We start from the raw sequence: 21,614 nt of genomic DNA, 5'->3' as shown, positions 1-21,614 counted from the left end.
TCATCTGCCCAACAGGACCCGAAGTAGTGAAAGTAACTGATCTACACTTACCGGTTTTGTAATGTAATCGGTAGCCCCCGCGTCGATGCACTTTTCTCGATCCCCTTTCATAGCTTTAGCCGTTAGGGCTACGATCGGAAGGTCGACGAAATTCTCGTCCGCTCTAATGCATCTCATAGCTTCGTAACCGTCCATATCCGGCATCATCACGTCCATTAGCACGACTTCGACGTCTTCGGTTTTTTTTAGAAGCTCGATACCGTCTCGGGCGTTCTCCGCATGTTCAATTTTCATTTTATGCTGCTCGAGAACGCTGGTTAGCGCAAAAATATTCCGCACATCGTCATCTACGATGAGCACTTTGCGGCCCTTCAGCGCCTGGTCGTTATGTAAAGTCTCCTTAATCAATTTTTGATGTAAAGACGTTAGATTCTCGAAAGGTTGATGCAGGAATATCGATATTTCTTCCGCGGCTAAAGCCGGCGACTCCACTTCTTTAAGTATAAATCTATTCTTTAAATTTTGAATTTCAAGGTCCTGAGCTTGGCTAAGTTCGGAATCAACGTTAAGAACGATCGGAATAATTTCCTTCCCTAAGTGACTGATTTCATGTGCAAAATCAAAGAAAGGGATATCCGGCAGTTTAAATGAGCAGTAAATACAGTCAAAAGAACCCTGCATTAAGAAGTCTAACGCTTCGCGGCCGCTTCCCGCCGTTTCGATACTCAAATCCTGTTCGCCCAACAATTCGTGAAGTTCTATTAATCTTTCTTCGCTTTCATCGATAATCAGGAGAGATCTCGAGGTTTTATTTTTAAAATTCGAGAATTTATCAAAGACTTCCTGAATTGAATTCGGTTCGATCGCCTTGGTTATGTGTGACAGAGCGCCCATTCGAAGACTTCTTCTCCATTCATCTTGTTCGGAAATTATCTGCACCGGAATGTGTCTGAATTTCGGATCTTTTTTTAACCAATTAAGGATGAGCCAACCGTTCATGTCGGGCAATCGATGATCTAACAATACCGCTTGAACGGAAAAATCCTTGAGAAGGGAAAAGCTGGTCTTACCGTCCAATGCGACTAGACCTTTGAATCCGTTCTTTCGGGCCATTTCCAAAAGGAGTATAGCGAAAGCTTCCTCTTCTTCGATGATTAGGATCGTTTCCCCTGAAAGGCTAGAACGATCGTCTTCAACCAAACGCCTCGGCACTCTGACGGAACTTTTAGGGAACGATTCATTTAGAATTAACGGATTTATTCGATCGCTGATTCCGTTCGACTGAATCCATTCTGGCGACTCTCCTGCGGTTTGCGCTTCATCCGTCGGTATGTATTCGATCGGAAGATAGAGTGTGAATGTGCTACCCGTATTCGATTGACTTGTGAGTCTAAGTTCTCCTCCTAATAATCTAGTTATCTCCTTGCTGATGGATAATCCTAGACCTGTGCCGCCATATTTCCGACTCGTGCTTCCATCAGCTTGGCGGAAAGCTTCGAAAATCAAAGTTTGCTTTTCCGGAGGGATACCTATTCCAGTATCGATGACGGAGAAGGCTATCACCGAGTTCGATTGATTCAGAATTTGGTGATCGCTACTCCAGCCCGATTTGACGGGGGCGATGACCAAACGTACTCCTCCCTTATGCGTGAACTTAAACGCATTAGAGAGTAGATTTCGCAAGATTTGCTGTAACCTTTGCAGGTCCGTTGTCATTCTTGCCGGAAGATCGATATTTAAATCTACTTTGAATTCGAGTTCCTTATTTCTGGCGGTCTCTCTAAAAGACCTTTCAAGGTAATCCGCGAATTCTTGAAATGAGACTGAATCCAGATCGACCGTCATTTTGCCGGATTCTATTTTTGATAGATCCAATATATCATTGATCAGCTGCAGTAGGTCGTTTCCGGAACTGTGAATCGTGCGCGCATAGTCGATCTGCTTAATCGAGAGGTTATTATTTTCGTTATCGTACAATAATCTAGATAAGATCAACATATTGTTAAGCGGCGTCCTTAATTCGTGCGACATATTGGCAAGAAACTCCGATTTGTATCGGGATGTTAAAGCGAGTTGTCTGGCCTTCTCTTCGAGAGAATGTCTTGCCTGCTCTACTTCCATATTTTTTCGTTCGACTTCATTATTTTTTCTAGCTAGAAGTCTAGCTTTCTCTTCCAGTTCGTCGTTTTTATCCTGCAATTCCTCCCTCTGTTCTTTAAGCAGATCCTCCGATGCTTGTAGAGACTTGGCTTGCTCTTCCAATCGTTCGTTCGTTTTAGTCAGCTCTTCCTGACGTCCTTGGAGTTCCTCCGTTAGAGTTTGCGATTGTATTAGAAGTTCTTCAGTTCTCATACTAGCCGCGATCGTATTTAAAACGATTCCGATGCTTTCAGTTAGCTGATCCAAAAAGTTTAAATGAATCGGTGTAAAACTCGGAAACGAGGCCAATTCAATGATAGCCTTGACTTCTCCTTCGAATAAAACCGGGAGCACGACGATATTCAGAGGAGCGGATTCCCCTAACGCCGAGCTGATCTTAATGTAATCATCCGGAACTTGAGTTAACAGAATTCTTTTTCTTTCCAAATAGCATTGGCCTACCAATCCTTCACCTGGGTTAAAGCGATTCGAGATATCCTTGCGTTCTTTGTATGCGTAACTTACTAGGAGTTTCAAGGAGGCTTCTTCCTCTGCGTTTTCGGTAATAAAAAAAGCTCCGTGTTGCGCGGAAACAAGAGGAGCGAGTTCCGACAAAATCAACTTACTTACGTTTACGAGGTTCCTTTGCCCTTGCAATAATCTCGTAAATTTCGCAAGATTCGTTTTGAGCCAGTCCTGCTCGGTATTGATTCTAGTAGTTTCTCTGAGATTTCGAATCATCTCGTTAATATTATCCGAAAGAGCTGCAACTTCTCCAGCGGCCTTCACCATCACTGTTCGGGATAAGTCGCCTTTCGTCACACCTGTGGCGACCTCGGCGATAGCTCGAACCTGTGTGGTAAGGTTACTTGCCAATTGATTCACGTTGTCCGTTAGATCTCTCCATAATCCCGCCGCTCCCGGAACACTTGCTTGGCCACCTAATTTACCTTCGATTCCCACTTCTCTTGCGACTGTCGTGACCTGATCTCCGAATAAACCTAAAGTATCGATCATATCGTTGATCGTATCGGAGAGTTCGGCAATTTCTCCCTTCGCTTCTAAATATAATTTTTTCTTTAAGTCTCCGTTAGCTACTGAGGTAACCACCTTGGCGATACCTCGGACTTGGGTCGTAAGATTATTCGCCATAAAATTCACGCTATCCGTGAGGTCCTTCCAGGTTCCGGCAACTCCTCGAACATCCGCTTGTCCTCCGAGCTTTCCTTCCGTTCCCACTTCTCTTGCCACCCGGGTCACCTCGGAGGCAAACGAATTCAATTGGTCCACCATCGTGTTGATGGTGTCTTTAAGTTCTAGAATCTCACCCTTTACATCCACTGTGATCTTCTTGGAAAGATCTCCTCGAGCCACTGCAGTCGTAACTTCCGCAATATTCCTTACTTGTCCGGTTAGGTTGGAAGCCATGGAGTTCACACTGTCGGTGAGGTCCTTCCAAGTTCCGGCGACTCCTCGAACGTCAGCCTGTCCTCCAAGCTTTCCTTCCGTTCCCACTTCTCGTGCCACCCGGGTCACCTCGGATGCAAACGAATTCAATTGGTCCACCATCGTGTTGATGGTGTCTTTGAGTTCTAGAATCTCACCCTTTACATCCACGGTGATCTTCTTGGATAAGTCACCGGTTGCCACTGCAGTCGTAACTTCCGCAATATTCCTTACTTGTCCGGTAAGGTTAGAAGCCATGGAGTTCACACTGTCGGTGAGGTCCTTCCAGGTTCCGGCGACTCCTCGAACGTCCGCTTGTCCTCCAAGCTTTCCTTCCGTTCCCACTTCTCGTGCCACCCGGGTCACCTCGGAGGCGAATGAGTTCAATTGATCCACCATCGTGTTGATGGTATCTTTAAGTTCTAGAATCTCACCCTTTACATCCACTGTGATCTTCTTAGAAAGATCTCCTCGAGCCACTGCAGTTGTAACTTCTGCAATATTCCTTACCTGTCCGGTAAGGTTGGAAGCCATGGAGTTCACGCTATCCGTGAGGTCCTTCCAAGTTCCGGCAACTCCTCGAACGTCAGCTTGTCCTCCAAGCTTTCCTTCCGTTCCCACTTCTCTTGCCACCCGGGTCACCTCGGATGCGAACGAATTCAATTGATCCACCATCGTGTTGATCGTGTTTTTGAGTTCTAGAATCTCACCTTTTACATCCACGGTGATCTTCTTGGATAAGTCACCTGTTGCAACTGCCTTGGTTACTTCAGCGATATCTCGAACTTGTCCGGTTAGATTGGAAGCCATGGAGTTCACACTATCGGTTAGGTCCTTCCAGGTTCCGGCTACTCCTCGAACATCCGCCTGCCCTCCAAGCTTTCCTTCCGTTCCCACTTCCCGAGCCACCCTGGTCACCTCGGATGCGAATGAATTCAATTGATCCACCATCGTGTTTACGATTTTAGCGGTGCGTAGAAATTCTCCTTTTAACGGGCGTCCTTCGATTTCTAAGGACATATTGCGGGAAAGGTCGCCGCCGGCGACCGCTCCGATTACGCGCATTACTTCAGTATTCGGTTGTACTAAATTGCCTATGAGAGAGTTAACGGAATTCATGCAGGCCGCCCAGGAACCGCCTGTAGCTACGGCGCTGATACGATGTGAAATTTTTCCTTCCTGGCCGACCTCGTTACTGATTCGCTCGAATTCCTTTACCATCCGATCATTTTGATCTATAATTTCATTAAGAATGTCTGATACTTTACCTGCGATACCGATTTGATCCAGAGGCATTCGTCGTGAAAGATCGCCCCTTTTTAAAGCCGACAAAACTTCTAATAATTGTTTTAAGTCGAGAGTGTCTCTAACGGGAATTTCAGTCGTTTTCGTGGAAACCATAGCCTTCACCCCGGTGCTAAAGATGCGAAAAATATTTCAGAAAGTAATAATTATGCAACGGAAATGGAAGAGTAACAACAAAAATTGATATTTAAATTCATCGTATTATTATAGTTAAACGGCGATAGTATTTGTCGCTAAAAATGTGACAACGTAAATGGAGTCTATATGACCCGATTTTCGAATCAAATCAGCATGGAATTTGAACGATTTTGAGAGGATTACCTATTCAAGTAGCTGCTGATCGAAAGCGTAGCGAACTAATTCCTGCGTAGATTTTAAATTCATTTTATATAAAATTCGAGATCGATATGTGTTGATTGTATTTACACTCAAACCTAAATCCTGCGAGATACTTCGAACGTTTCTACCTTTTGCCAATAGTAGAAGAATCTGAAATTCGCGCTCTGAAAGAATCTCGTGGGATAAGCGATCTGCAGGGTTGGATAGTTCTCTGACTAGTACCTCCGCGGCTTCCGGACTTACATAACGTTGGCCGGACGCAATTCTTCGAATTGCGTTGATTAATTCGTCTCCGGCGCTGCCTTTCGTTATATAGCCGGCCGCCCCGGATTTCAAGGCCCGAACTGCAAATCGCTCTTCGGGATACATGCTTAAGACTAGAATTTGCATATCCGGACAGGACTTATGAACGTATTTAACAGTCTCTAAACCGTTCATAAGCGGCATATTCAGGTCGAGTATAAGTATATCGGCGGAACGATCGGTGAGAAACTCAAGGACCTGCTTTCCGTTTTCGGCTTCGTATACTACGTTAATATCCTGTTCTCCGACCAGAATTTTTTTAAGGCCTTCTCTTATTAGTACGTGATCGTCAGCGAGTATTGTATCAATCATAACGGTACCGTATTCGATGTTTCTTCTCGGGGAATTCTTACTGCCACTTTAGTGCCTCTGGAATTATTATTTTCGATCGATAACTCTCCGCCTAAAATCGCGGCTCTTTCTCTCATTCCAATCAAACCTAAGGATTTAGAATTTGAAATCTCATCGGAAGGAATTCCGACCCCATTATCACTGACGGATAATAGTAAGTTAGATCCGTCTTCGCTTAAAGAAACGTCTACAATAGTTGCCTGAGAATGCCTGATCACATTGGTAAGCGTTTCTTGGAATATTCTGAAGATAGCCGTCGCACTCTCCGCACCGATGCTCAGCGGGGCATCAACATTAATGGAGATATTACAGATAATTCCCGATCGTTTTTGAAAGTCCTTCGCATACCATTCCAGTCCTTCCAATAAACCGAGATCGTCCAAGATTAAGGGTCGAAGTTCTGTGGCGATTCGTTGCACGGATTGAATGGCAGAATCCGCAATTTTGCTCATAGAATTTATTTCATTTATCAATTTTTCTTCGTCATGTACGATCTCCTTCTTCTTTTTACGCAATAAGGAAAGATCGATTTTCAAGACTGTTAAAAGTTGTCCTAACTCATCGTGAATTTCACGGGCGATCCGAACCCTTTCCTCCTCCCTTACTCGTTGCAAACGGGCTGCCAACGCCCGTAATTCTTCCCTAGAATTACGTAGGTAACTCTCCGCGTACGTTCTCTCAAACACTCGTCCGATTTGGGAACCGATATGCCTTAAGGCTTCCAAGAAGGAAGGCTCCGGGGCTTCCGGACCGGAAAAAAATTCCAAAACACCTACGATCGTTTCTCGAACAAATAGCGGGATAGAACAACAGAAGGAAATGCCCGCCTTTTGCGCCAATTCATACTGTAACACCGTGAATTCGGCTCGAATATCCTCCATCCATATCAGCTTTCTTTCTCGCATGACTCTCATTGCTACGCTCGACGCAGTAGAATGAACTTGCTTTTCCAATTCTAACTTCAATGTTTTGAGCGCTGTTTCTTCCTCTACATACCAGATCGATGCTAACTCAAGCAATTCCGTCTCGGAGGACCACAAATAGACTCGACCTAACTTCCAGCCTGATATAAGGCAAATTCTATCTAAAGCAAATTGAAGAAGCGATTCGACACCATCCGCTTCGTTTGCCGCGGTCGAGATTTGTTGAAGAAGGTTTAAAATAGATATCTTCCAGAGAAGTTGCTCCCTATTTTCCGAATCCGATTTTTCAGCTTCGTCTTCCGATGCTAAGGATAGAGTTCGGGAAATAATCGGGCCTAGCGGAAGATCCCGTTCCTGAAACGATTGACCGTAAGGCAATATCGCTCGCTTAGATAAAAAATTATTTTTGTAAATAGGTGAAGTAGCATCTTCAAAAATCGCAAAATAGAAATCGCAATCCGAAGAACTCTGCCAAATAGAAACGAGTCTGGAGGATAAATTCGTTTCCGCATTTTTTGAACGTATAACGGCAAGAAAAGTTAATGCCAAGAAATCATTCTGCCCGCTCCACCCCGGCAGAATTTGAACAAGAGTCTTGAATTCTGTCCCTTCTCCAAGATTTTGGAATATTCTTTCTGCCGATTTATTCCATTTAAGAATATTCCAAGAGCGATCTAAAAGCAATAGTGGGGCTTCGATGCTGTTTTCAAAAAGATTCCACTCTTCTAAAATTAAGCTTCGATCATATTCTATATTTAACTGGTTCGGCACGGCATTGATTATCTCTTTTAAATAGGATCTTTCAATTCGTTTTTCCCGCCAGACTATGCGTCATTGAAAAAAAGGTAATATTTTAAAAAGCATGGTGCATAAACTCAACCGGTTCTTTCCAGTTTGCATGGGTAAAAATTACGAAAGTTTGGTTTTCCTTATATTCGAACCGAAACTTAACTTCGGTGTCCAGCCATTTCCCCGGTCCTTGAATGCATTTCCATTTTACGGATTCGTAAGGTTGCAACTCGATTACTTTCATATTGGCAAATCCGAAGAGAATCGTAGAATTTGACTCTGCATCTCCCTTCGTATCTGTCACCCACCAGCGACGTAATCCATTTATGCTAGTAATGCCTTCGAAGACCTTTTGAATGGGAGAATCGATTCCTACTCGATGAAGAATGTCCGGCATGGTTTTGCCTTCCTGAATGAAAACGAATCCGCGAATCTAAAGGGCAATCGAGGTCAAATGAAATGCATAGTTCCTTTCGGTTGGATATGTTAGGTAAATAAAATCGATAACACTGAATATATTCTTGCCTGATCCGATCGGTTGCCGTACTTCTTGAGCGTTCGATTTTTGTCTTCTGGGGAGTTTTGTGAGGAGTTTTCTGGATATATCAATACGCTTAACAATTGTATTTATAGGACTATTCGCCTGGGAAATTTCTTCCCAATCTTTAAAAAAGCTCGAAAGCTACAAAGTGCAAAATCGAGCGGATTCCTTTTTGAAATTGGATGCAAATCGCTATGTTCTAGTAGGACAGAAAAATGAAAATTGGGAATCGTTAGAGAAACATACGGTGACGTTCCTTATATTCGATATGCTGGAAAGAAAAATCATGGATATGTCTCCGCCGATCGCTGAATTTGCGGCAAACAATTCGGATATTTTTATAGAATCTGCACCTATTAGAACTTTTTCCAATGGCAGATCGTTCGTTCAATTCAATACGAATCTCGCTTTTTTCGATGGAAAGAAAGGCGGCCTGCTTCTTAAAAATAGGAGCAAACCGGGACAATCGAAAACGATTGAAAGAACGATTTACTTGGATTGGGACGTAAGTTCGAATAAAATAAACTGGAGTAAAACCGTATCCGAGTTGGATCAGTTCGAAAATTTGGAAATCAAAGTCGGTCCGAATTCGGTCGAATCCAAATCCATACTCAGAAATCTCATGATTTCAATCGGAATAGACTCGAAGAATGGAATCTATTATTATCGAATCGAGAAGAATAAGGACAATATGGGTTGGCCGTCTTCGATCTCAATCATGAGTTTTTTGATCGATTCTAAAAAAATCGAAGAAGTTGCGTCCTTCTCTCTTGAAAAGATCGCCGGCGGCAATAATATCTATTTCGAACCGGTAGTTACGGCAAGTTCCGGTTTCAGCAAGTTAGCTATTTTAGAATATTCTGAATTAGTTTGGAAGAAACTCGTAAAGGGGCATGTATTGGACTTGAAAAGCGGAAAAATATCGGACTTCCCGATTCCGGTTTCTCCGTACGGCGTAGCGTTCGATCCGACGAATCAGAATCTTTTGATTTTAAGTAACGAAACGGGCAAGTTGGTAAAGACGAATTTATCTTCCCTAGAACAGGAAACGTACGATTCGATCAGAGGTGCCAGAAATTTAATTTTTTCAAATACCGGAAGATTCGTATTTGTTTTCGTTCACGGTGGATCGGTGGAAGTTCGGTCCTGGCCATCCCTAAAAAGCCTAAAAAAGATACCGGTTTCCTCATTACAAACAGGTCAGTCGGCGTGGGAGCCGGGCGGTTCCGTTTTCAGCACCGATGGAAACTTCGCTACGATTCCTGAAAGCGATGCGGTATCTCAGTTGGGAAAATCCGGTTTTTATCTCTTTTCCATCAACGAATGATCCGCATTCGTTGATTAAAACTGGAACCTCGGGGTTTGGGATACCGGTTGTGAAATAAAAATTTGACTTTAATCGGATAATTGTGTCACTCGTATGTTTTTAACGATTGCCTTGCAAGATACCCGTTCATATTGAATTTTTAACTTTTGTAACATGTGTATTCGCTTAATAAGCGGGTTGACTAAGAGTATATTCTTTCTAGGATGATTGCGGGCCGATCGATCCAAACCAACGATGCGCATTCTCTATATCTTTCTGCTACTATTCTCAATTTGTGTAGGATGTAAGGCGAGTTCTAATTCGTCGGTCGAATCAAAGGATTCGAAAATCGAATCCGGTATTTTGGATTTGCGAGCGGCAAATCCGGAATCATCCCCTCTACTTTTGAACGGCTCCTGGGAATTTTACTGGAAACAATTGATCCCCTCATTCTATCGAAATCCGATCCCTGCGGAATATTTTCCGATGCCGGGCTTCTGGAACGAGAAAAGCGTCGGTCAACAAACCTTAGACTCCAGTGGGTACGCAAGCTATCGTCTAAAACTAATTCTGCCGGAAGAGCGTTCATTATATGCGATTTCTGTAATAGATTTGGAGTCGGCATATACCCTCTACGTAAATGGAAAGATCGTCGGAAAAAATGGAATCGTAGGAACTTCTCGTGAAAAGGAACTTCCCGAATGGCGTCCTGCAGTCTACCCGTTCGAGACTTCCGGTGAAACGGAATTACTTCTTCACGTTTCCAATTTCCATCATCGTTTGGGAGGTGTCTGGCAAGGGTTATCGTTCGGAAAGGCCGACTCCCTCTTATCGGATCAACGCAACTCGATCGCTTTGGAGCTCTTCGTTGCCGGTTCGATCTTTATGATCGGAGTCTATCATTGTTTGATTTTTTTTGTTCGGCGACGGGAATTGACTTTTTTGCAATTGGGTCTTTTTTGTTTTATAATGGCCGTTCGAAGCCTAGTAACGGGACAGCGCTATATTTTGCAGCTTGTTCCCGATTTATCATGGGAATCGTTAGTGAGACTAGACTATTTAACGGTTTATGTCGGAGCTCCTGTCTTACACTGGTATTTGTTCACTCTTTTCAAAAAATATTATAATCGATATGTGTTCGGAGTTTTTGCCTCTATTTCGGGATTTTTCAGTGCACTTGTCTTATTTTCAGATCCGCTCATATTTACCAAATTCGCTTCTATTTATCATTTGGTACTTTTTAGCTGTTCGATCTATTTTCTTTACATTAATTTCATAGCTATTCTCCGGAAAGAAACGGGCGCCGCTGTTCTTTGGTTAGGTTGGATAGCTTCCACTCTTGCAAATTTAAACGATGTGCTCTATACATCGTCTATAATTCGTTCGGGATATTTTTCGGCTATAGGACTACATATTTTTTTACTGACTCACTCGTATTACCTCGCCGTTCGTTACGCTAATACTTTCAATTTAAGCGAAAGACTCGCGCTAAGAATGGAAAGTCTATTAATGATCACTCGAAATTTGAACCGATCAAATAGTAGAGAAACCGCAATATGGACGGCGTTCTCGGGAATTCTCGAAGCGTTCAACATAAAGAGCGGATATTGCGTATTTCTTTCCCAGCCGGATTCGGAGAAATTTATTCGATTACTTCCAGACTCGAATTCATTACCGGAGGCCGCTTTATCTGATTTCAACGAGGAACTCGGCTCATTATCCGAATTAGAACTTCTCGGAACTCGACTGCGTCTTCCTGTGCTTAGAGGTAATGAAATTCTTTGCGTTTTAGAATGTGAAGGAATTAAGGTCCAAGACCTTGAAAGGGAAAAGCTGTACATTACCGGCGTTTGCGAATCGCTAGGCGTTGTCTTGGAGAATATCGATAAGATTAGAGCGGAGGCTCTCGCAACCGTCGGCCAGGCCGCGTCGGAAATCGTTCACGACATCAATCATCATTGTCAGGTTATCGGAATCCAAGTCCGCACCGCTTTACAAGAACCCGAGTCCGCCGGAGTGATTCTAGAGCAGATCGAAAGAGAGGCCGCATACATGAGAAATATGGCCTTGGACATTCTGGATTTTGCGAGGGAGCGAATTATAGTTCGTTTGGAAACGCACGCCTTATCGGAGATAGCAAAACGCATCGAGACCGATCTTTCGGATCAATTGAAAGACATACCGATAGAATATAAAGTCGTCTTACGAGAACAAGGTTTCGTTCGTATGGACGTGGACAGATTTCGTAGAGTCGTCCTAAATCTGACTCGGAATGCCGCCGCCGCAATGCAATCTGGAGGATCCTTTCAAGTCGTCATAGATCGCGAAGATAATCGACTCTATTTTATTTTTCAGGATAATGGGCCGGGTATAAAACCCGAATTGCGAAGCAAATTGTTCCAACCTTTCGGACTTATCGGTGGAGATCAAAAAGGTTCCGGGTTAGGCTTGGCGGTGGTAAGACGGATCGTACTCGCTCATGGAGGAGAAATTCATTTTCATTCCGAATTGGGAAAAGGAAGTCGTTTTACGATCGAGTTACCCTCGCACGTTTGATTTCAATCGGAATATTTTCTGATAGTTTTAGTTCTATTAACAATTGACCGGTCGAATAGGACGAATACCTTTAGTGGAAGGAATTGTTGGGATTGAAGCGTAGTTTATTTTTTGTCGACGATCATCCGCTTGTGCTTGCCGGCCTCGAGAATGCGCTGATCGGAGTCGATGATCTTAGAATTGACGGAGTAGCTCGTTCTAGAAACCAAGCGAAACATAGATTGCGTATAGACCCTCTTCCGGATTTGACTCTTCTCGATATTCAACTTCCGGACGGATCCGTATTTGCTCTGTTAGAGGAACTTCAAACGGAGCGTAGAAGTTTTCCATTCGCAATCCTAACTTCTTCTCGTGACTGGGATCATTTACGCCGCGCCGGACAATTGGGCGCTCGCGGCTATTTATTAAAAGATTCCGAGCCGCTGGAAATATTATCAGCGGTCAGAAAAATGATTTCCGGGGAAAGATTATTTCCGGATTTCCCGGTGGGTGTCCAGGTCTTACCGGAAGAACTCATCCTCTCTTTCCATAAATTGACGGAAAGGGAAAAGGAACTCCTACGATATATATCTAAAGGTTTTATGAATCGTGAGATCGCGGAGATGCTAGGAATCAGCTTACGAACCGTTGAAGCACATCGTGCGAACGCCGCTGAAAAACTAGGAGTCAAAGGAAGCATGCAATTCTCGACAATTCTCGTGCAACTTAGAGATCTTCTAGATTCGTAAAAAATGGGAAGTTCTATAAATTTTTGATTAATTGTAAGTAAATCACGTAAGAGTATTTGCATCGATGTGGTTTCTACGAATTGTCAATCTTATCGCTTGAGTCTATTCTAAATGGCATCAACTCACTGGAGAACAGTATGTCTTTTAAGAATAAAGTATCGCTCATTCTAATCGCTTTAGGATTCACTTTATTATTCGGCGGTTGTTCTAAGAGTAAAAGCGACGATAATGGCACCCTTCTACTCGATAAAATCGTCAACCAAAGCCGGAACGTTTAAGAGCGGATACGCATTGACGAAGCTATTTAGGAAGATTGAAAGAGGGTCTTTGCTCTATCGTAACCTAAGCCGATTAACTTCTGAAGAGACTCTTGCCGAGTATCTAATATAGAGAAAAATCCGGATCCTTTATCAGGTTCAATCAATATCGTATCCGGCTCAAGCTTATCCAATCCGCTTCTCTCTCGATCGTTCAGAAGTATATCGATCGTTCTGATTAAATATCTAAAATAATTGGCGTTTGCCGGTAAAACCGGATCTAAAACTTTGCTACAGCTTATGACCACAAACAAATCGGCGTTTGAATTGCTGATATCCTTCTTAGCTAACTCTAAAGGAACGTTCTCGGTTAATCCGCCATCTCCATAGAGATAATCGTTAATCTGAACCGGCGGAAAAATACTTTGAACCGCCGACGAAGCTTCGAGAGCTTTTCTAAATTCGGATAAATTTTCTTTCGATAAAATATAGGATTCCTTAGTGCCGAGAGACATGTTAGTCATAATCGCGCCGAAGCGGATCCCGCTTCTTAATATTTTGGATGGATCCGTATATTTTTCGATTAATTTATAGAGTGGAGCCGGGTTCAAAGCCGCACGTTTCCAATAAGATTGAAATATTCCTAGCGGCCATTGCTTAAAAAAGGTTTTTTTTTCGGTGAAAGATCCCCATAACGCTTCGAGGCCCTTATAATCATCCTGGGCTAATAACGCTGAATTCAACGCTCCCGCCGACGTCCCATAACTGCCGACAATATGCGCATTGTTCTCCTTTAGCCACCGAATAACCCCGACTTCGAAAGCCGCTAATGCACCTCCACCGCCTAGAACAAGCGAGATTTTCTTTCCCTTGATATTCATAATTTCCTTCCTTAGTAGAACATTTTCGTAATCTACGATTTTTATAAATCCTGATCGACCGGCCGATCATAGTTCATGCCAAAGTCTTTAGCAAGATAAGCAAAATTCTAATAATTTAATGGTGGATCGAAATCGTTCGCGTTGTGAGGAAGCTTATCGGGCCGACGCTACGATTTCTTAGTATATTATAATTTTATTATACTAAACCGTCTACGGTTGCCTGGTCTAATACGCAATAGTAGTAAAACGATTGTGTGGCTTTTACGGATTGGATGAAACCGAAAAATTCTTTCCACGGCGCACCGTCCCAAGTGCTATCCACTACGCTGCATCCGGCGCTTGCTGCATTCACTTCTTCAGATGGCGTAGACTTAGCGTGAATATCGATACCAAACCAACCCGTTTGGAATATGCTGGGCTTCTCTTCCTTCCAGGAAACCCAAGGCGCCTGATCCTGATGTTCCTTGTATCGTTGGACCGTGACCTGCGAATCTTGATTCAGGGCAGGATGTCCCCGGTGAATACCGATTTTATATTTATAGAGCCCCTCTTTTAACCGAGCGGTTCCTAACGGATTCATTGCCATTCGTAACCAAGTCAACCCCGGATCTAATGTGGCATTGTACGAGTGATATTCCAGCTGACTCGTTTTTCTGACCAGAATCAATGAGTCGTTGTAAACGTTAATTTTATCGTCGTTCTTTGTTAAAACGTTATTCGGGAGCGTATAACCTCGAATTCCAAAAATAGCGAATTTATTTTCGAGATCCACGATCGGTTTACCGGCTTGGTCATGATAGGTGCGGCTCTCATAGTCGATTAATTTGGTAGCTAAATCCGCCAAGTTCATCTTATTCTCGTCTCCATTTAATTGGTAAAGATCGAATAGCCTTAATAGAGTTCCCGGCTCAGTAAAAATAAGAAATCGTTAGGATAGCGTTTTAACTGGCACGTGAAATTGGAAATGGTTTCTAATAGCTATCCGATAGCAAACATATATCCGCATTTGACCCCGGATCGCCCGACTTTTCCAGTTTGTAGCGGAAAGACCACATTTTTTTATTATTTTCTAAGAATTTAAACTTATAGAAATTCCGCCGAAAGATTGGAAAACGCAAAAGAAAAAATTTCAAGGCAAAAGAATTTCTTCCATCGAATCTACGTTTATAAGCGTAGCGGCGACATTGCTGTAAGAATTTAGACTTCAAGCGCGCATTAATTGAATGCTGCTCTGCACAAGGAGCAGCGCCCGTCGGTAATGAAAAACTTGAATTGATTATTCTTGCATAGATGGAGAAAGTTCCGGAATCAAAACCGATTTATCAATCCCGAACTCGTAATCAAGCCGACTATAAAATCGAGATTCCGCTCTTTGAAGAGTTTATAGTAAAAATCGGATGTAAGCAGAATTCATTTAACAAACGTACCGTTCTCTTGGATCCTTATCCGGACTTTTTAAGTACGAATGGCGGATTTGAAATTGAACGTTTGCGAAACCGGCTCGATTTCGGAATAAATTCTACTCGAATCTTAATTTATTAAGAACGGAAGCGAAAAATATAAACCGTATTTTCCGTTATACGGCAACTCTTTTGTATAGAACCCCTCCGATAAGAACTACCGAAAAGGAAGCGATAAATAAGACTCCGAAATCGAAAACCACTCCGAAATTCGAGGGGAAGTCCAGCATTAGCGAACGAAGCGCGTCAATCACGTATGTAAGAGGATTTACATGAGAGATCATCTTAAGCCAATCGGGCATGATTTCGATCGGATAGATTGCGTTGCTCGCGAAGAATAAAGGCATAGTCAGTAATTGACCTATTCCCATGAACCTTTCTCTAGTCTTAACCAAACAGGCTATAATTAAAGAAAAAGTGGAAAAGAATATGGAACCTAAAAACACGAATAATAAGACACCCAGGATCTTAAAAACGTCCCAATGAATCGATACGCCTAAGATAAGCGCTAAAAGATAAATAATGATAACGATCGGGAGAGTACGAAATCCTGCCGAGATCGCTTTTCCCAAAACCATGGCTGTTCTTGGAGTCGGAGTACTTAGCATCTTCTGAATTAACCCGAGATCTCTTTCCCAGATTATGGCGATACCGGAGAAAATTGAAACGAATAATACGCTTTGGGCAAGAATCCCCGGAGTCATAAACGAAAGATAATCTGTTCGATTCGCTAAAAACGGCATCTTTGCAAAAACTTGTCCGAAAATCAGCAACCAAAGAGCAGGTTGAACGGACCTTGTAATGATTTCCGAAGGATCATGTATAATCTTTCGAATTTCCAGTTCACTAATAATTAACGTTTTTTTAATAAAATTAATCATTACGAATCAACCTAACCTTTTCGCGGTTTTCCGCTCCAAATTAACCGAATGAAAATTTCCGTTGGATTCGTTTAGGTCTTCTTGAGCATAGTGTATAAAGACTTCCTCCAGCGATTTATTGGAACCTCCGATGGATTCTTTTAGTTGAGCCGGAGAACCGACTGCCGCTAGCTTTCCCTTCGACATTAGAGCTATTCTCGTGCAAAGTTTTTCGGCCTCGTCCATCAAATGCGTTGTCATTACGATAGTAGTGGCGTATTCCTTCCGGAGCGCCAATATATGTTCCCAAACAACGTTTCTCCCGATCGGATCCAATCCGACCGTCGGCTCGTCAAGAAACAGCAATTTAGGTCGATGAATTGTCGCTTGCGCAATTTCCAATCTTCGAACCATTCCACCCGAATACTTTTGAATTAGCACTTCTCCAAAAGAATCCAAACCCATAAAATGAAGCGCATCCTTAACTCTTTCTTTTTGCTCTTTCCGAGGAAGATCATAAAGTTTAGCAAATAGCATTAAATTCTCGTAACCGGTTAAATTTCCATCCACTGAAACCATCTGAGGTACGTAACCGATCATTCGACGGATTTGATCGGTTTGGGTTTTAAGATTAAACCCTCCTATATAAGCTTCGCCCGAACTAGGAGGAAGAAGCGTGGTCAACATCTTAATTGTCGTGGTTTTACCTGCCCCGTTCGGGCCAATAAGAGCGAAAATCTCCCCTTCTTCGACTATTAGATTAAGAGAGTCGACAACCGCTAATTTACCGAACGATTTGCTTAGGTTATGGACTTCTAAAATATTCATAAATTGACACCCGCTACCAAAGAGCCGTTTTCATATGCTGATTTAGAATTGAAATTAATCGATTCATAATTCGCAAAATTTTTCTGATAATTATCACTCCACCTATTTCGCGTAAACAGGATCCCCAAAAAGAATCGAGTATCAATTGATCATGGAGCTATAATTATAGCGCAAGCAAATGGCGCAAATTGCACCGCAAAAAATTTCAATATTTAATATTGTTTCAAAAAATGTGAATCACATATTTATAATATCATCGAATGAAACCGCAAGAAGCGAAAGAAAGCCGAGATTACGGCAAGTAATTTTGATCTCGACTATCAAACTTATTTTGAAGTTGTTTATCTGATCGAAAAATTAAAACTTATTCCTCGTCCTTCCTTATTCTCTTCCTAAGAAATTTTTTCTGTACAATGCGGGAGACATTCCGGTGACCTTTACGAATTGCGAGTTGAAGGTCGACTTAGAATTAAACCCTACTTCGAAACCGATCTCTAATACCGATGTTGTAGGATTGGCGATTAAAAGCCTGCAGGCTTCCCGGACCCTATAATGGTTTATCAATTCGTAGAAACTCATTCTATGAATTTCGTTCAAATAGCGAGAAGTTTGATGGACGGTTAAACCTAAACCGGCGGCTAAATCGGTCAGGCGAAGTTCGTTATCGCGATAGAATTTCTGTCGTTCCAATATTTCCTTAATCTTTTCGTCGGCTTGCTGAATTTCTTTCGGGAGGAGGCTCGTATTTTGGTATTTGGCGGTATGAATGACAAGATTCATTTCCTTGAAAAAGCCAGGATATCTTTCTTTCAAAACGAACATCATGAAAACGATGAGGCTTATACAAGAGGCTCCGATTTCGAATAGGAGAAAATTCTTTAAAAAGAAAGCAGGCCCGATCATGCTATTCGCAATCACCGGTAATAGAAGAATGATCCACACCAATTTCAGCTCGTAAATCTCGTATTTACGGCTGATCTTATGATAGATATGCAGGCAGAATAAGGAGTAGATAGAGACTTGAATACAGGCGATAAGTGTTCCGAAATGTATTAAATCCCAGTCGAATTGAATCGCACTCCGTTGAACAAGATTTCGTAATTCTACCGCATCCTGCTGAAAGTAGAAAATTTCGAAAACTGCGAAGAAGAAGGAAAGCAGAAAATGAGGTCCGTATTTGGTTATTGAATTCCGGAAACTGACGATTTCATCCAGGGATTCGTATAGACGGGAACTCCCGTAAAGATAAAGCAACGGACCGACGAGAGTTATGCTAGTATGAAGAAATAGGAATAAATACGGATTTTCGATCTGCCAGGAATCGGAATACCAACCGTAACGAATAAGAATCGAGCCGGTGAGTAACATCACTAACACTAATAATTTACTCGAAGGGCTCGGCTTTATGACCTCAAGAAAGGCATAGAGAAAGGAAACCCCCGCTCCGAAATAAATCATTATTTTTAAGCTATGATGAACAAATTCCATATCGTTGTTCTTTTCAATGAATCCTTAGGAATCATTCCTCTTCTTTATCTTTTTCACGGCGCCGAAAAGGATATAAACCGAAAATCCATCTCAAACTTGGTATTCGGAATCAAATACCTGAATCTAAAAAATAAAAAGGAAATAGAGCGAAAAAATGTCCTATCCGATAGGATAGAACGCCCCAACCGATAAGTGCGGTCGATGTTTTTTTTTTCGATGATATTCTATGAAATATGAATCAGCGACAGACTCACCCACTAGCAATTTTACAACTGAAAGGAACCCAGGAGGAAATGGGCCGACAATTCGGCGAAATCATGAACGTCATAGGTCAGTTCGAACCGATCTTCGATTTCTATCCTGCAATGGCTCAAAATTTGCTATTAGGCAGCTTGCCCAGAGGAAGCCGGAATTCTTTGGCTAAGGGAGTTACTTCTCTTTTTGTAAAAGCCCTGCAAGGCAAAATGAAGAAGCATAGGCCGGCGGAATTTTCTAAGCGGACTCTTGCAGCACTAGCGGTGGCTGGGCAATCTTCCAAAATTGAAAGAGAGTTATTTACCATGGATGCATTTCAAAATGCAGTAGGTCTCTTGGGAAAAATTCAAATTCTTCCCGAGCTAGGTCATATAACCGGCTGGGGAAATGCGCAATTGGTTCCTGCATGTACGAGCGTAGCGGTTTGGGGAGACCAAAGTCAGGACGGGAATTTATACCATGCACGAAACTTTGATTTTCCTGGAGTCGATGTTTGGGATTTACGGCCGATTATCGTATTTTGTACTCCGACTAGCGGTTTGCGATACGGTTATATTGCATGTCGCGGTGCGGATGTTCCCGGTATAACCGCGTTCAATGAAGCGGGTTTAACGATAGCGTTTCATACGAGATTCCATCGACAAGTCGGCTTTGGGGGATTAGGTGTCATTGACTTCGGACATAAAATTATTTCCGAAGCCAAATCGATAGATGATGCCGCAAGAATAGCCAGGTCTAATAAAATTAATTCCACTTGGGGAGCGATCGTTACGAATTATACGGAAAAAGGGCCGAAAGCCGCCGTGATAGAAACCAACTACGGAGACGTGGATATCACATATTCCAATCAGGGCGCCGAGAGTTTCGTAAATACGAATCATTACCTAAGCTCGCGATTACAGCAGGGAGAATTGCTAGCGGCTCCGGTTTTTTCCCACCATAGTCAAAGTAGATATGATCGTGCGCAACAGCTCTTGGACGAACAAAAGCCAAAAGGAACGAGTGTATTAGATCTACAAAATTTGTTAAACGACTCAATCGATCCGACAAGCGGCGGCCAAAGGGTCATGGGTTCGACCATCAGACAAATTACTTCGGTAAAATCGGTAGTAATGAGTCCGGAGGCCCAAAAGATCTATATTTCAGTGGGCACAGCGCCGACCGGCGGCGGCCCTTACATTGAAATTCCTATGAGTTGGGAGTCCCCGGGTCATAAAATTATCGATTTTCCTAAAAAGGAAAAATCTAAAAACGGCAAAGCCGATAATTCGGGACAAACGATAGCCGTAAAACATTATAAAAATGCAATGTTATTGAATGATACGGCGACCTCCGCAAATTTGGATGAAGTAATCGAACAACTTCAGCTCGCCGGTCGATACGCGGAAAATGATCCGTCCCTTCTGTTTTTGGAGGCTATGCTGCATTTGGAAAAAGATCGATTTAGACAAGGTGGAGAACTTTTGGAGAAAGCGGTTGCCTACGAATCGTCTCCTTTTCGCAAACGACAGGCGGAGCTCTGGCTTGCACGGACTTATTCGGCTTCCGGAAAAAGATCTGGATCCGAACATTTTTATAAAAAAGTTCGGAAATCGGATGATTCTTCTCAGAACTTTGTCTGGAAGAAAAAGGCCTTCAGTGATAATGGAAGCTATTCGGCGCGAAAACTAAGAAAAGTTTCTCCGAATTTCCTATTGGTGGACGCAAACGAACTATAATATGGATAAAAACGAGAAAGAATATTCGATTAGACTGAATCGATATTGGACTTCTTATCGAAAGATAGTATGAGTTACGAGACAAGTTCTTAGCGATAAGTATTAAAATATTATGGAATTTACATTTGACTGTAAGAGCGAATAGTGGGTATGTTTCGGTATCTTGTCTACATCCATAGCGCAACTACGATTAAAGGAAGAAAGGATCGATGAATCAAACTCCGTTTGAGGGTAAGAAAGTCTTTATCGCCGGCGGATCCGCCGGAATCGGAAAAGGTCTCGCAATGTCGTTTGCGAAGAAAGGAGCAAGCGTGATGATCGCCGCCAGAGGAGAATCCGCTCTATTGGAAACGGTCGCCGAATTGAAAAAAGCGGCCAATTCGTCGGCAATTTTCGGACATGTGGCGGTAGATGTTTCCGATTCGGCTCAGGTTCGAATCGCCGCTAAGAAGGTTCTCGATACTCTTGGTGGTCTCGACCTTTTAATCTGCAACAGCGGATACGCTCAAGCGGGAACCGTTGAAAATCTGGATGAAACGACATTTCGGACGTTAATGGATGTTAATTACTTCGGCCATGTGAACTTGGCAAAAGCGTTTCAAGCGCATTTCGCGGCTCAGCATTCGGGAGATATAATATTCGTTTCTTCGATGTTGGCTATCTTATCCGTTTACGGATATTCCGCGTACTCTGCCAGCAAATTTGCGATCGTCGGTTTTTCACAAGCCTTTAGACAAGAAATGCTATTGCATAATGTTCGAGTAAAACTTTTCCTCCCGCCGACTACGGATACGCCTGGCCTTCTAAAGGAGAACGAAGATAAGCCTTTATTGTGTAAGGAAATCGAAATGGGTTCCGCATTGAATGCGACTCATTCTGTGGAAACCGTAGTCAAGGCATTCATTGATTGGCTGCCGTCCCGTAAATTTTTCGGATATGCGACCTGGGATTCTTGGCTTCAATACTTTCTCGCGAGACATTTTCCGGAATTGACCCTTAAAATTGCCGATGGGGAGTTGCGATCCGCCCAATTGCGTCTTTTGAAAAAAAATAATCGAACATAAACGAAATTTTCGTACCTAATTACCCCACACCAAGGATCTTCAAGCTCGGCTAATTCTATGACGAAGTAAGCGTTAAT

Annotated in this window: 15 protein-coding genes; 6 read left to right on the top strand and 9 right to left on the bottom strand. The window is 42.7% G+C overall.

The annotated features are described in order from the left end of the window. From LEP1GSC058_RS01670 to LEP1GSC058_RS01655, 4 genes are all read right to left on the bottom strand, one after another. Nucleotides 1-4,986: a HAMP domain-containing protein gene (locus LEP1GSC058_RS01670; RefSeq protein ID WP_016548274.1), complete on the bottom strand. Its 4,986-nt coding sequence runs from the start codon at nt 4,984-4,986 to the stop codon at nt 1-3. A 225-nt stretch (nt 4,987-5,211) separates the two neighbouring features. Then, complete coding sequence (locus LEP1GSC058_RS01665) at nt 5,212-5,844, bottom strand: response regulator (RefSeq protein ID WP_016548267.1); 633 nt, start codon at nt 5,842-5,844, stop codon at nt 5,212-5,214. After that, the gene (locus tag LEP1GSC058_RS01660) at nt 5,841-7,577 is read right to left on the bottom strand and encodes a GAF domain-containing sensor histidine kinase (RefSeq protein WP_016548061.1); all 1,737 of its coding nucleotides are present in this window, start codon (nt 7,575-7,577) and stop codon (nt 5,841-5,843) included. Before LEP1GSC058_RS01660 ends, LEP1GSC058_RS01665 begins: the two co-directional genes overlap by 4 nt. An 82-nt stretch (nt 7,578-7,659) precedes the next feature. Beyond that, the gene (locus LEP1GSC058_RS01655) at nt 7,660-7,992 is read right to left on the bottom strand and encodes an SRPBCC family protein (protein WP_016548129.1); all 333 of its coding nucleotides are present in this window, start codon (nt 7,990-7,992) and stop codon (nt 7,660-7,662) included. A 292-nt stretch (nt 7,993-8,284) separates the two neighbouring features. On the opposite strand from LEP1GSC058_RS01655, the gene LEP1GSC058_RS01650 reads away from it, so the two are divergent. The 4 genes from LEP1GSC058_RS01650 (at nt 8,285) to LEP1GSC058_RS20115 (ending at nt 13,004) form a co-directional block, all read left to right on the top strand. Further along, nucleotides 8,285-9,463 carry a YncE family protein gene (locus LEP1GSC058_RS01650; RefSeq protein WP_232224590.1) on the top strand — a complete coding sequence of 393 codons (1,179 nt, stop codon included), beginning with the start codon at nt 8,285-8,287 and terminating at the stop codon, nt 9,461-9,463. Between the two features lie 234 nt (nt 9,464-9,697). Continuing rightward, complete coding sequence (locus LEP1GSC058_RS01645) at nt 9,698-11,998, top strand: sensor histidine kinase (RefSeq protein WP_016547909.1); 2,301 nt, start codon at nt 9,698-9,700, stop codon at nt 11,996-11,998. Nucleotides 11,999-12,090: 92 nt separating this feature from the next. After that, the gene (locus LEP1GSC058_RS01640) at nt 12,091-12,726 is read left to right on the top strand and encodes a response regulator transcription factor (RefSeq protein ID WP_016548106.1); all 636 of its coding nucleotides are present in this window, start codon (nt 12,091-12,093) and stop codon (nt 12,724-12,726) included. A gap of 137 nt (nt 12,727-12,863) precedes the next feature. Continuing rightward, on the top strand, nt 12,864-13,004 hold the full coding sequence (locus LEP1GSC058_RS20115) for a hypothetical protein (protein WP_016548051.1): 141 nt from the start codon (nt 12,864-12,866) through the stop codon (nt 13,002-13,004). A 26-nt stretch (nt 13,005-13,030) separates the two neighbouring features. On the opposite strand, the gene LEP1GSC058_RS01635 is transcribed toward LEP1GSC058_RS20115, so the two are convergent. The 5 genes from LEP1GSC058_RS01635 to LEP1GSC058_RS01610 form a co-directional block, all read right to left on the bottom strand. After that, complete coding sequence (locus LEP1GSC058_RS01635; RefSeq protein ID WP_016548205.1) at nt 13,031-13,864, bottom strand: patatin-like phospholipase family protein; 834 nt, start codon at nt 13,862-13,864, stop codon at nt 13,031-13,033. A 196-nt stretch (nt 13,865-14,060) separates the two neighbouring features. Then, nucleotides 14,061-14,714: a hypothetical protein gene (locus LEP1GSC058_RS01630; RefSeq protein WP_016548166.1), complete on the bottom strand. Its 654-nt coding sequence runs from the start codon at nt 14,712-14,714 to the stop codon at nt 14,061-14,063. 726 nt (nt 14,715-15,440) lie between these two features. Beyond that, the gene (locus LEP1GSC058_RS01620; RefSeq protein WP_016547905.1) at nt 15,441-16,205 is read right to left on the bottom strand and encodes an ABC transporter permease; all 765 of its coding nucleotides are present in this window, start codon (nt 16,203-16,205) and stop codon (nt 15,441-15,443) included. 6 nt (nt 16,206-16,211) lie between these two features. Then, a complete protein-coding gene (locus tag LEP1GSC058_RS01615; protein WP_016548076.1) occupies nt 16,212-17,012 on the bottom strand; it encodes an ABC transporter ATP-binding protein in 801 nt (266 codons plus the stop codon). A 381-nt stretch (nt 17,013-17,393) separates the two neighbouring features. Next, on the bottom strand, nt 17,394-18,500 hold the full coding sequence (locus LEP1GSC058_RS01610; protein WP_016548148.1) for an AraC family transcriptional regulator: 1,107 nt from the start codon (nt 18,498-18,500) through the stop codon (nt 17,394-17,396). 233 nt (nt 18,501-18,733) lie between these two features. Here LEP1GSC058_RS01610 and LEP1GSC058_RS01600 point away from each other — a divergent pair, with 233 nt between their 5' ends. Beyond that, the gene (locus LEP1GSC058_RS01600) at nt 18,734-20,473 is read left to right on the top strand and encodes a C45 family peptidase (RefSeq protein ID WP_232224589.1); all 1,740 of its coding nucleotides are present in this window, start codon (nt 18,734-18,736) and stop codon (nt 20,471-20,473) included. A 209-nt stretch (nt 20,474-20,682) separates the two neighbouring features. Further along, a complete protein-coding gene (locus LEP1GSC058_RS01595) occupies nt 20,683-21,537 on the top strand; it encodes an SDR family NAD(P)-dependent oxidoreductase (RefSeq protein WP_016547835.1) in 855 nt (284 codons plus the stop codon). Nucleotides 21,538-21,614 lie beyond the last annotated feature (77 nt).

Origin of the sequence: Leptospira fainei serovar Hurstbridge str. BUT 6, assembly GCF_000306235.2 — a bacterium.
Classification (GTDB): Bacteria; Spirochaetota; Leptospiria; order Leptospirales; family Leptospiraceae; genus Leptospira_B; species Leptospira_B fainei.
The sequence above is the reverse complement of the archived record's forward strand: the minus strand, read 5'-3'. Positions and strand labels throughout refer to the sequence as shown.

Excerpts from the sequence above, each read along its gene's own strand:
- LEP1GSC058_RS01670 (WP_016548274.1), bottom strand. The coding sequence starts at position 4,986 with ATGGTTTCCACGAAAACGACTGAAATTCCCGTTAGAGACACTCTCGAC.
- LEP1GSC058_RS01665 (WP_016548267.1), bottom strand. The coding sequence starts at position 5,844 with ATGATTGATACAATACTCGCTGACGATCACGTACTAATAAGAGAAGGC.
- LEP1GSC058_RS01655 (WP_016548129.1), bottom strand. The coding sequence starts at position 7,992 with ATGCCGGACATTCTTCATCGAGTAGGAATCGATTCTCCCATTCAAAAG.
- LEP1GSC058_RS01645 (WP_016547909.1), top strand. The coding sequence starts at position 9,698 with ATGCGCATTCTCTATATCTTTCTGCTACTATTCTCAATTTGTGTAGGA.
- LEP1GSC058_RS20115 (WP_016548051.1), top strand. The coding sequence starts at position 12,864 with ATGTCTTTTAAGAATAAAGTATCGCTCATTCTAATCGCTTTAGGATTC.
- LEP1GSC058_RS01635 (WP_016548205.1), bottom strand. The coding sequence starts at position 13,864 with ATGAATATCAAGGGAAAGAAAATCTCGCTTGTTCTAGGCGGTGGAGGT.
- LEP1GSC058_RS01630 (WP_016548166.1), bottom strand. The coding sequence starts at position 14,714 with ATGAACTTGGCGGATTTAGCTACCAAATTAATCGACTATGAGAGCCGC.
- LEP1GSC058_RS01620 (WP_016547905.1), bottom strand. The coding sequence starts at position 16,205 with ATGATTAATTTTATTAAAAAAACGTTAATTATTAGTGAACTGGAAATT.
- LEP1GSC058_RS01615 (WP_016548076.1), bottom strand. The coding sequence starts at position 17,012 with ATGAATATTTTAGAAGTCCATAACCTAAGCAAATCGTTCGGTAAATTA.
- LEP1GSC058_RS01610 (WP_016548148.1), bottom strand. The coding sequence starts at position 18,500 with ATGGAATTTGTTCATCATAGCTTAAAAATAATGATTTATTTCGGAGCG.
- LEP1GSC058_RS01600 (WP_232224589.1), top strand. The coding sequence starts at position 18,734 with ATGAATCAGCGACAGACTCACCCACTAGCAATTTTACAACTGAAAGGA.
- LEP1GSC058_RS01595 (WP_016547835.1), top strand. The coding sequence starts at position 20,683 with ATGAATCAAACTCCGTTTGAGGGTAAGAAAGTCTTTATCGCCGGCGGA.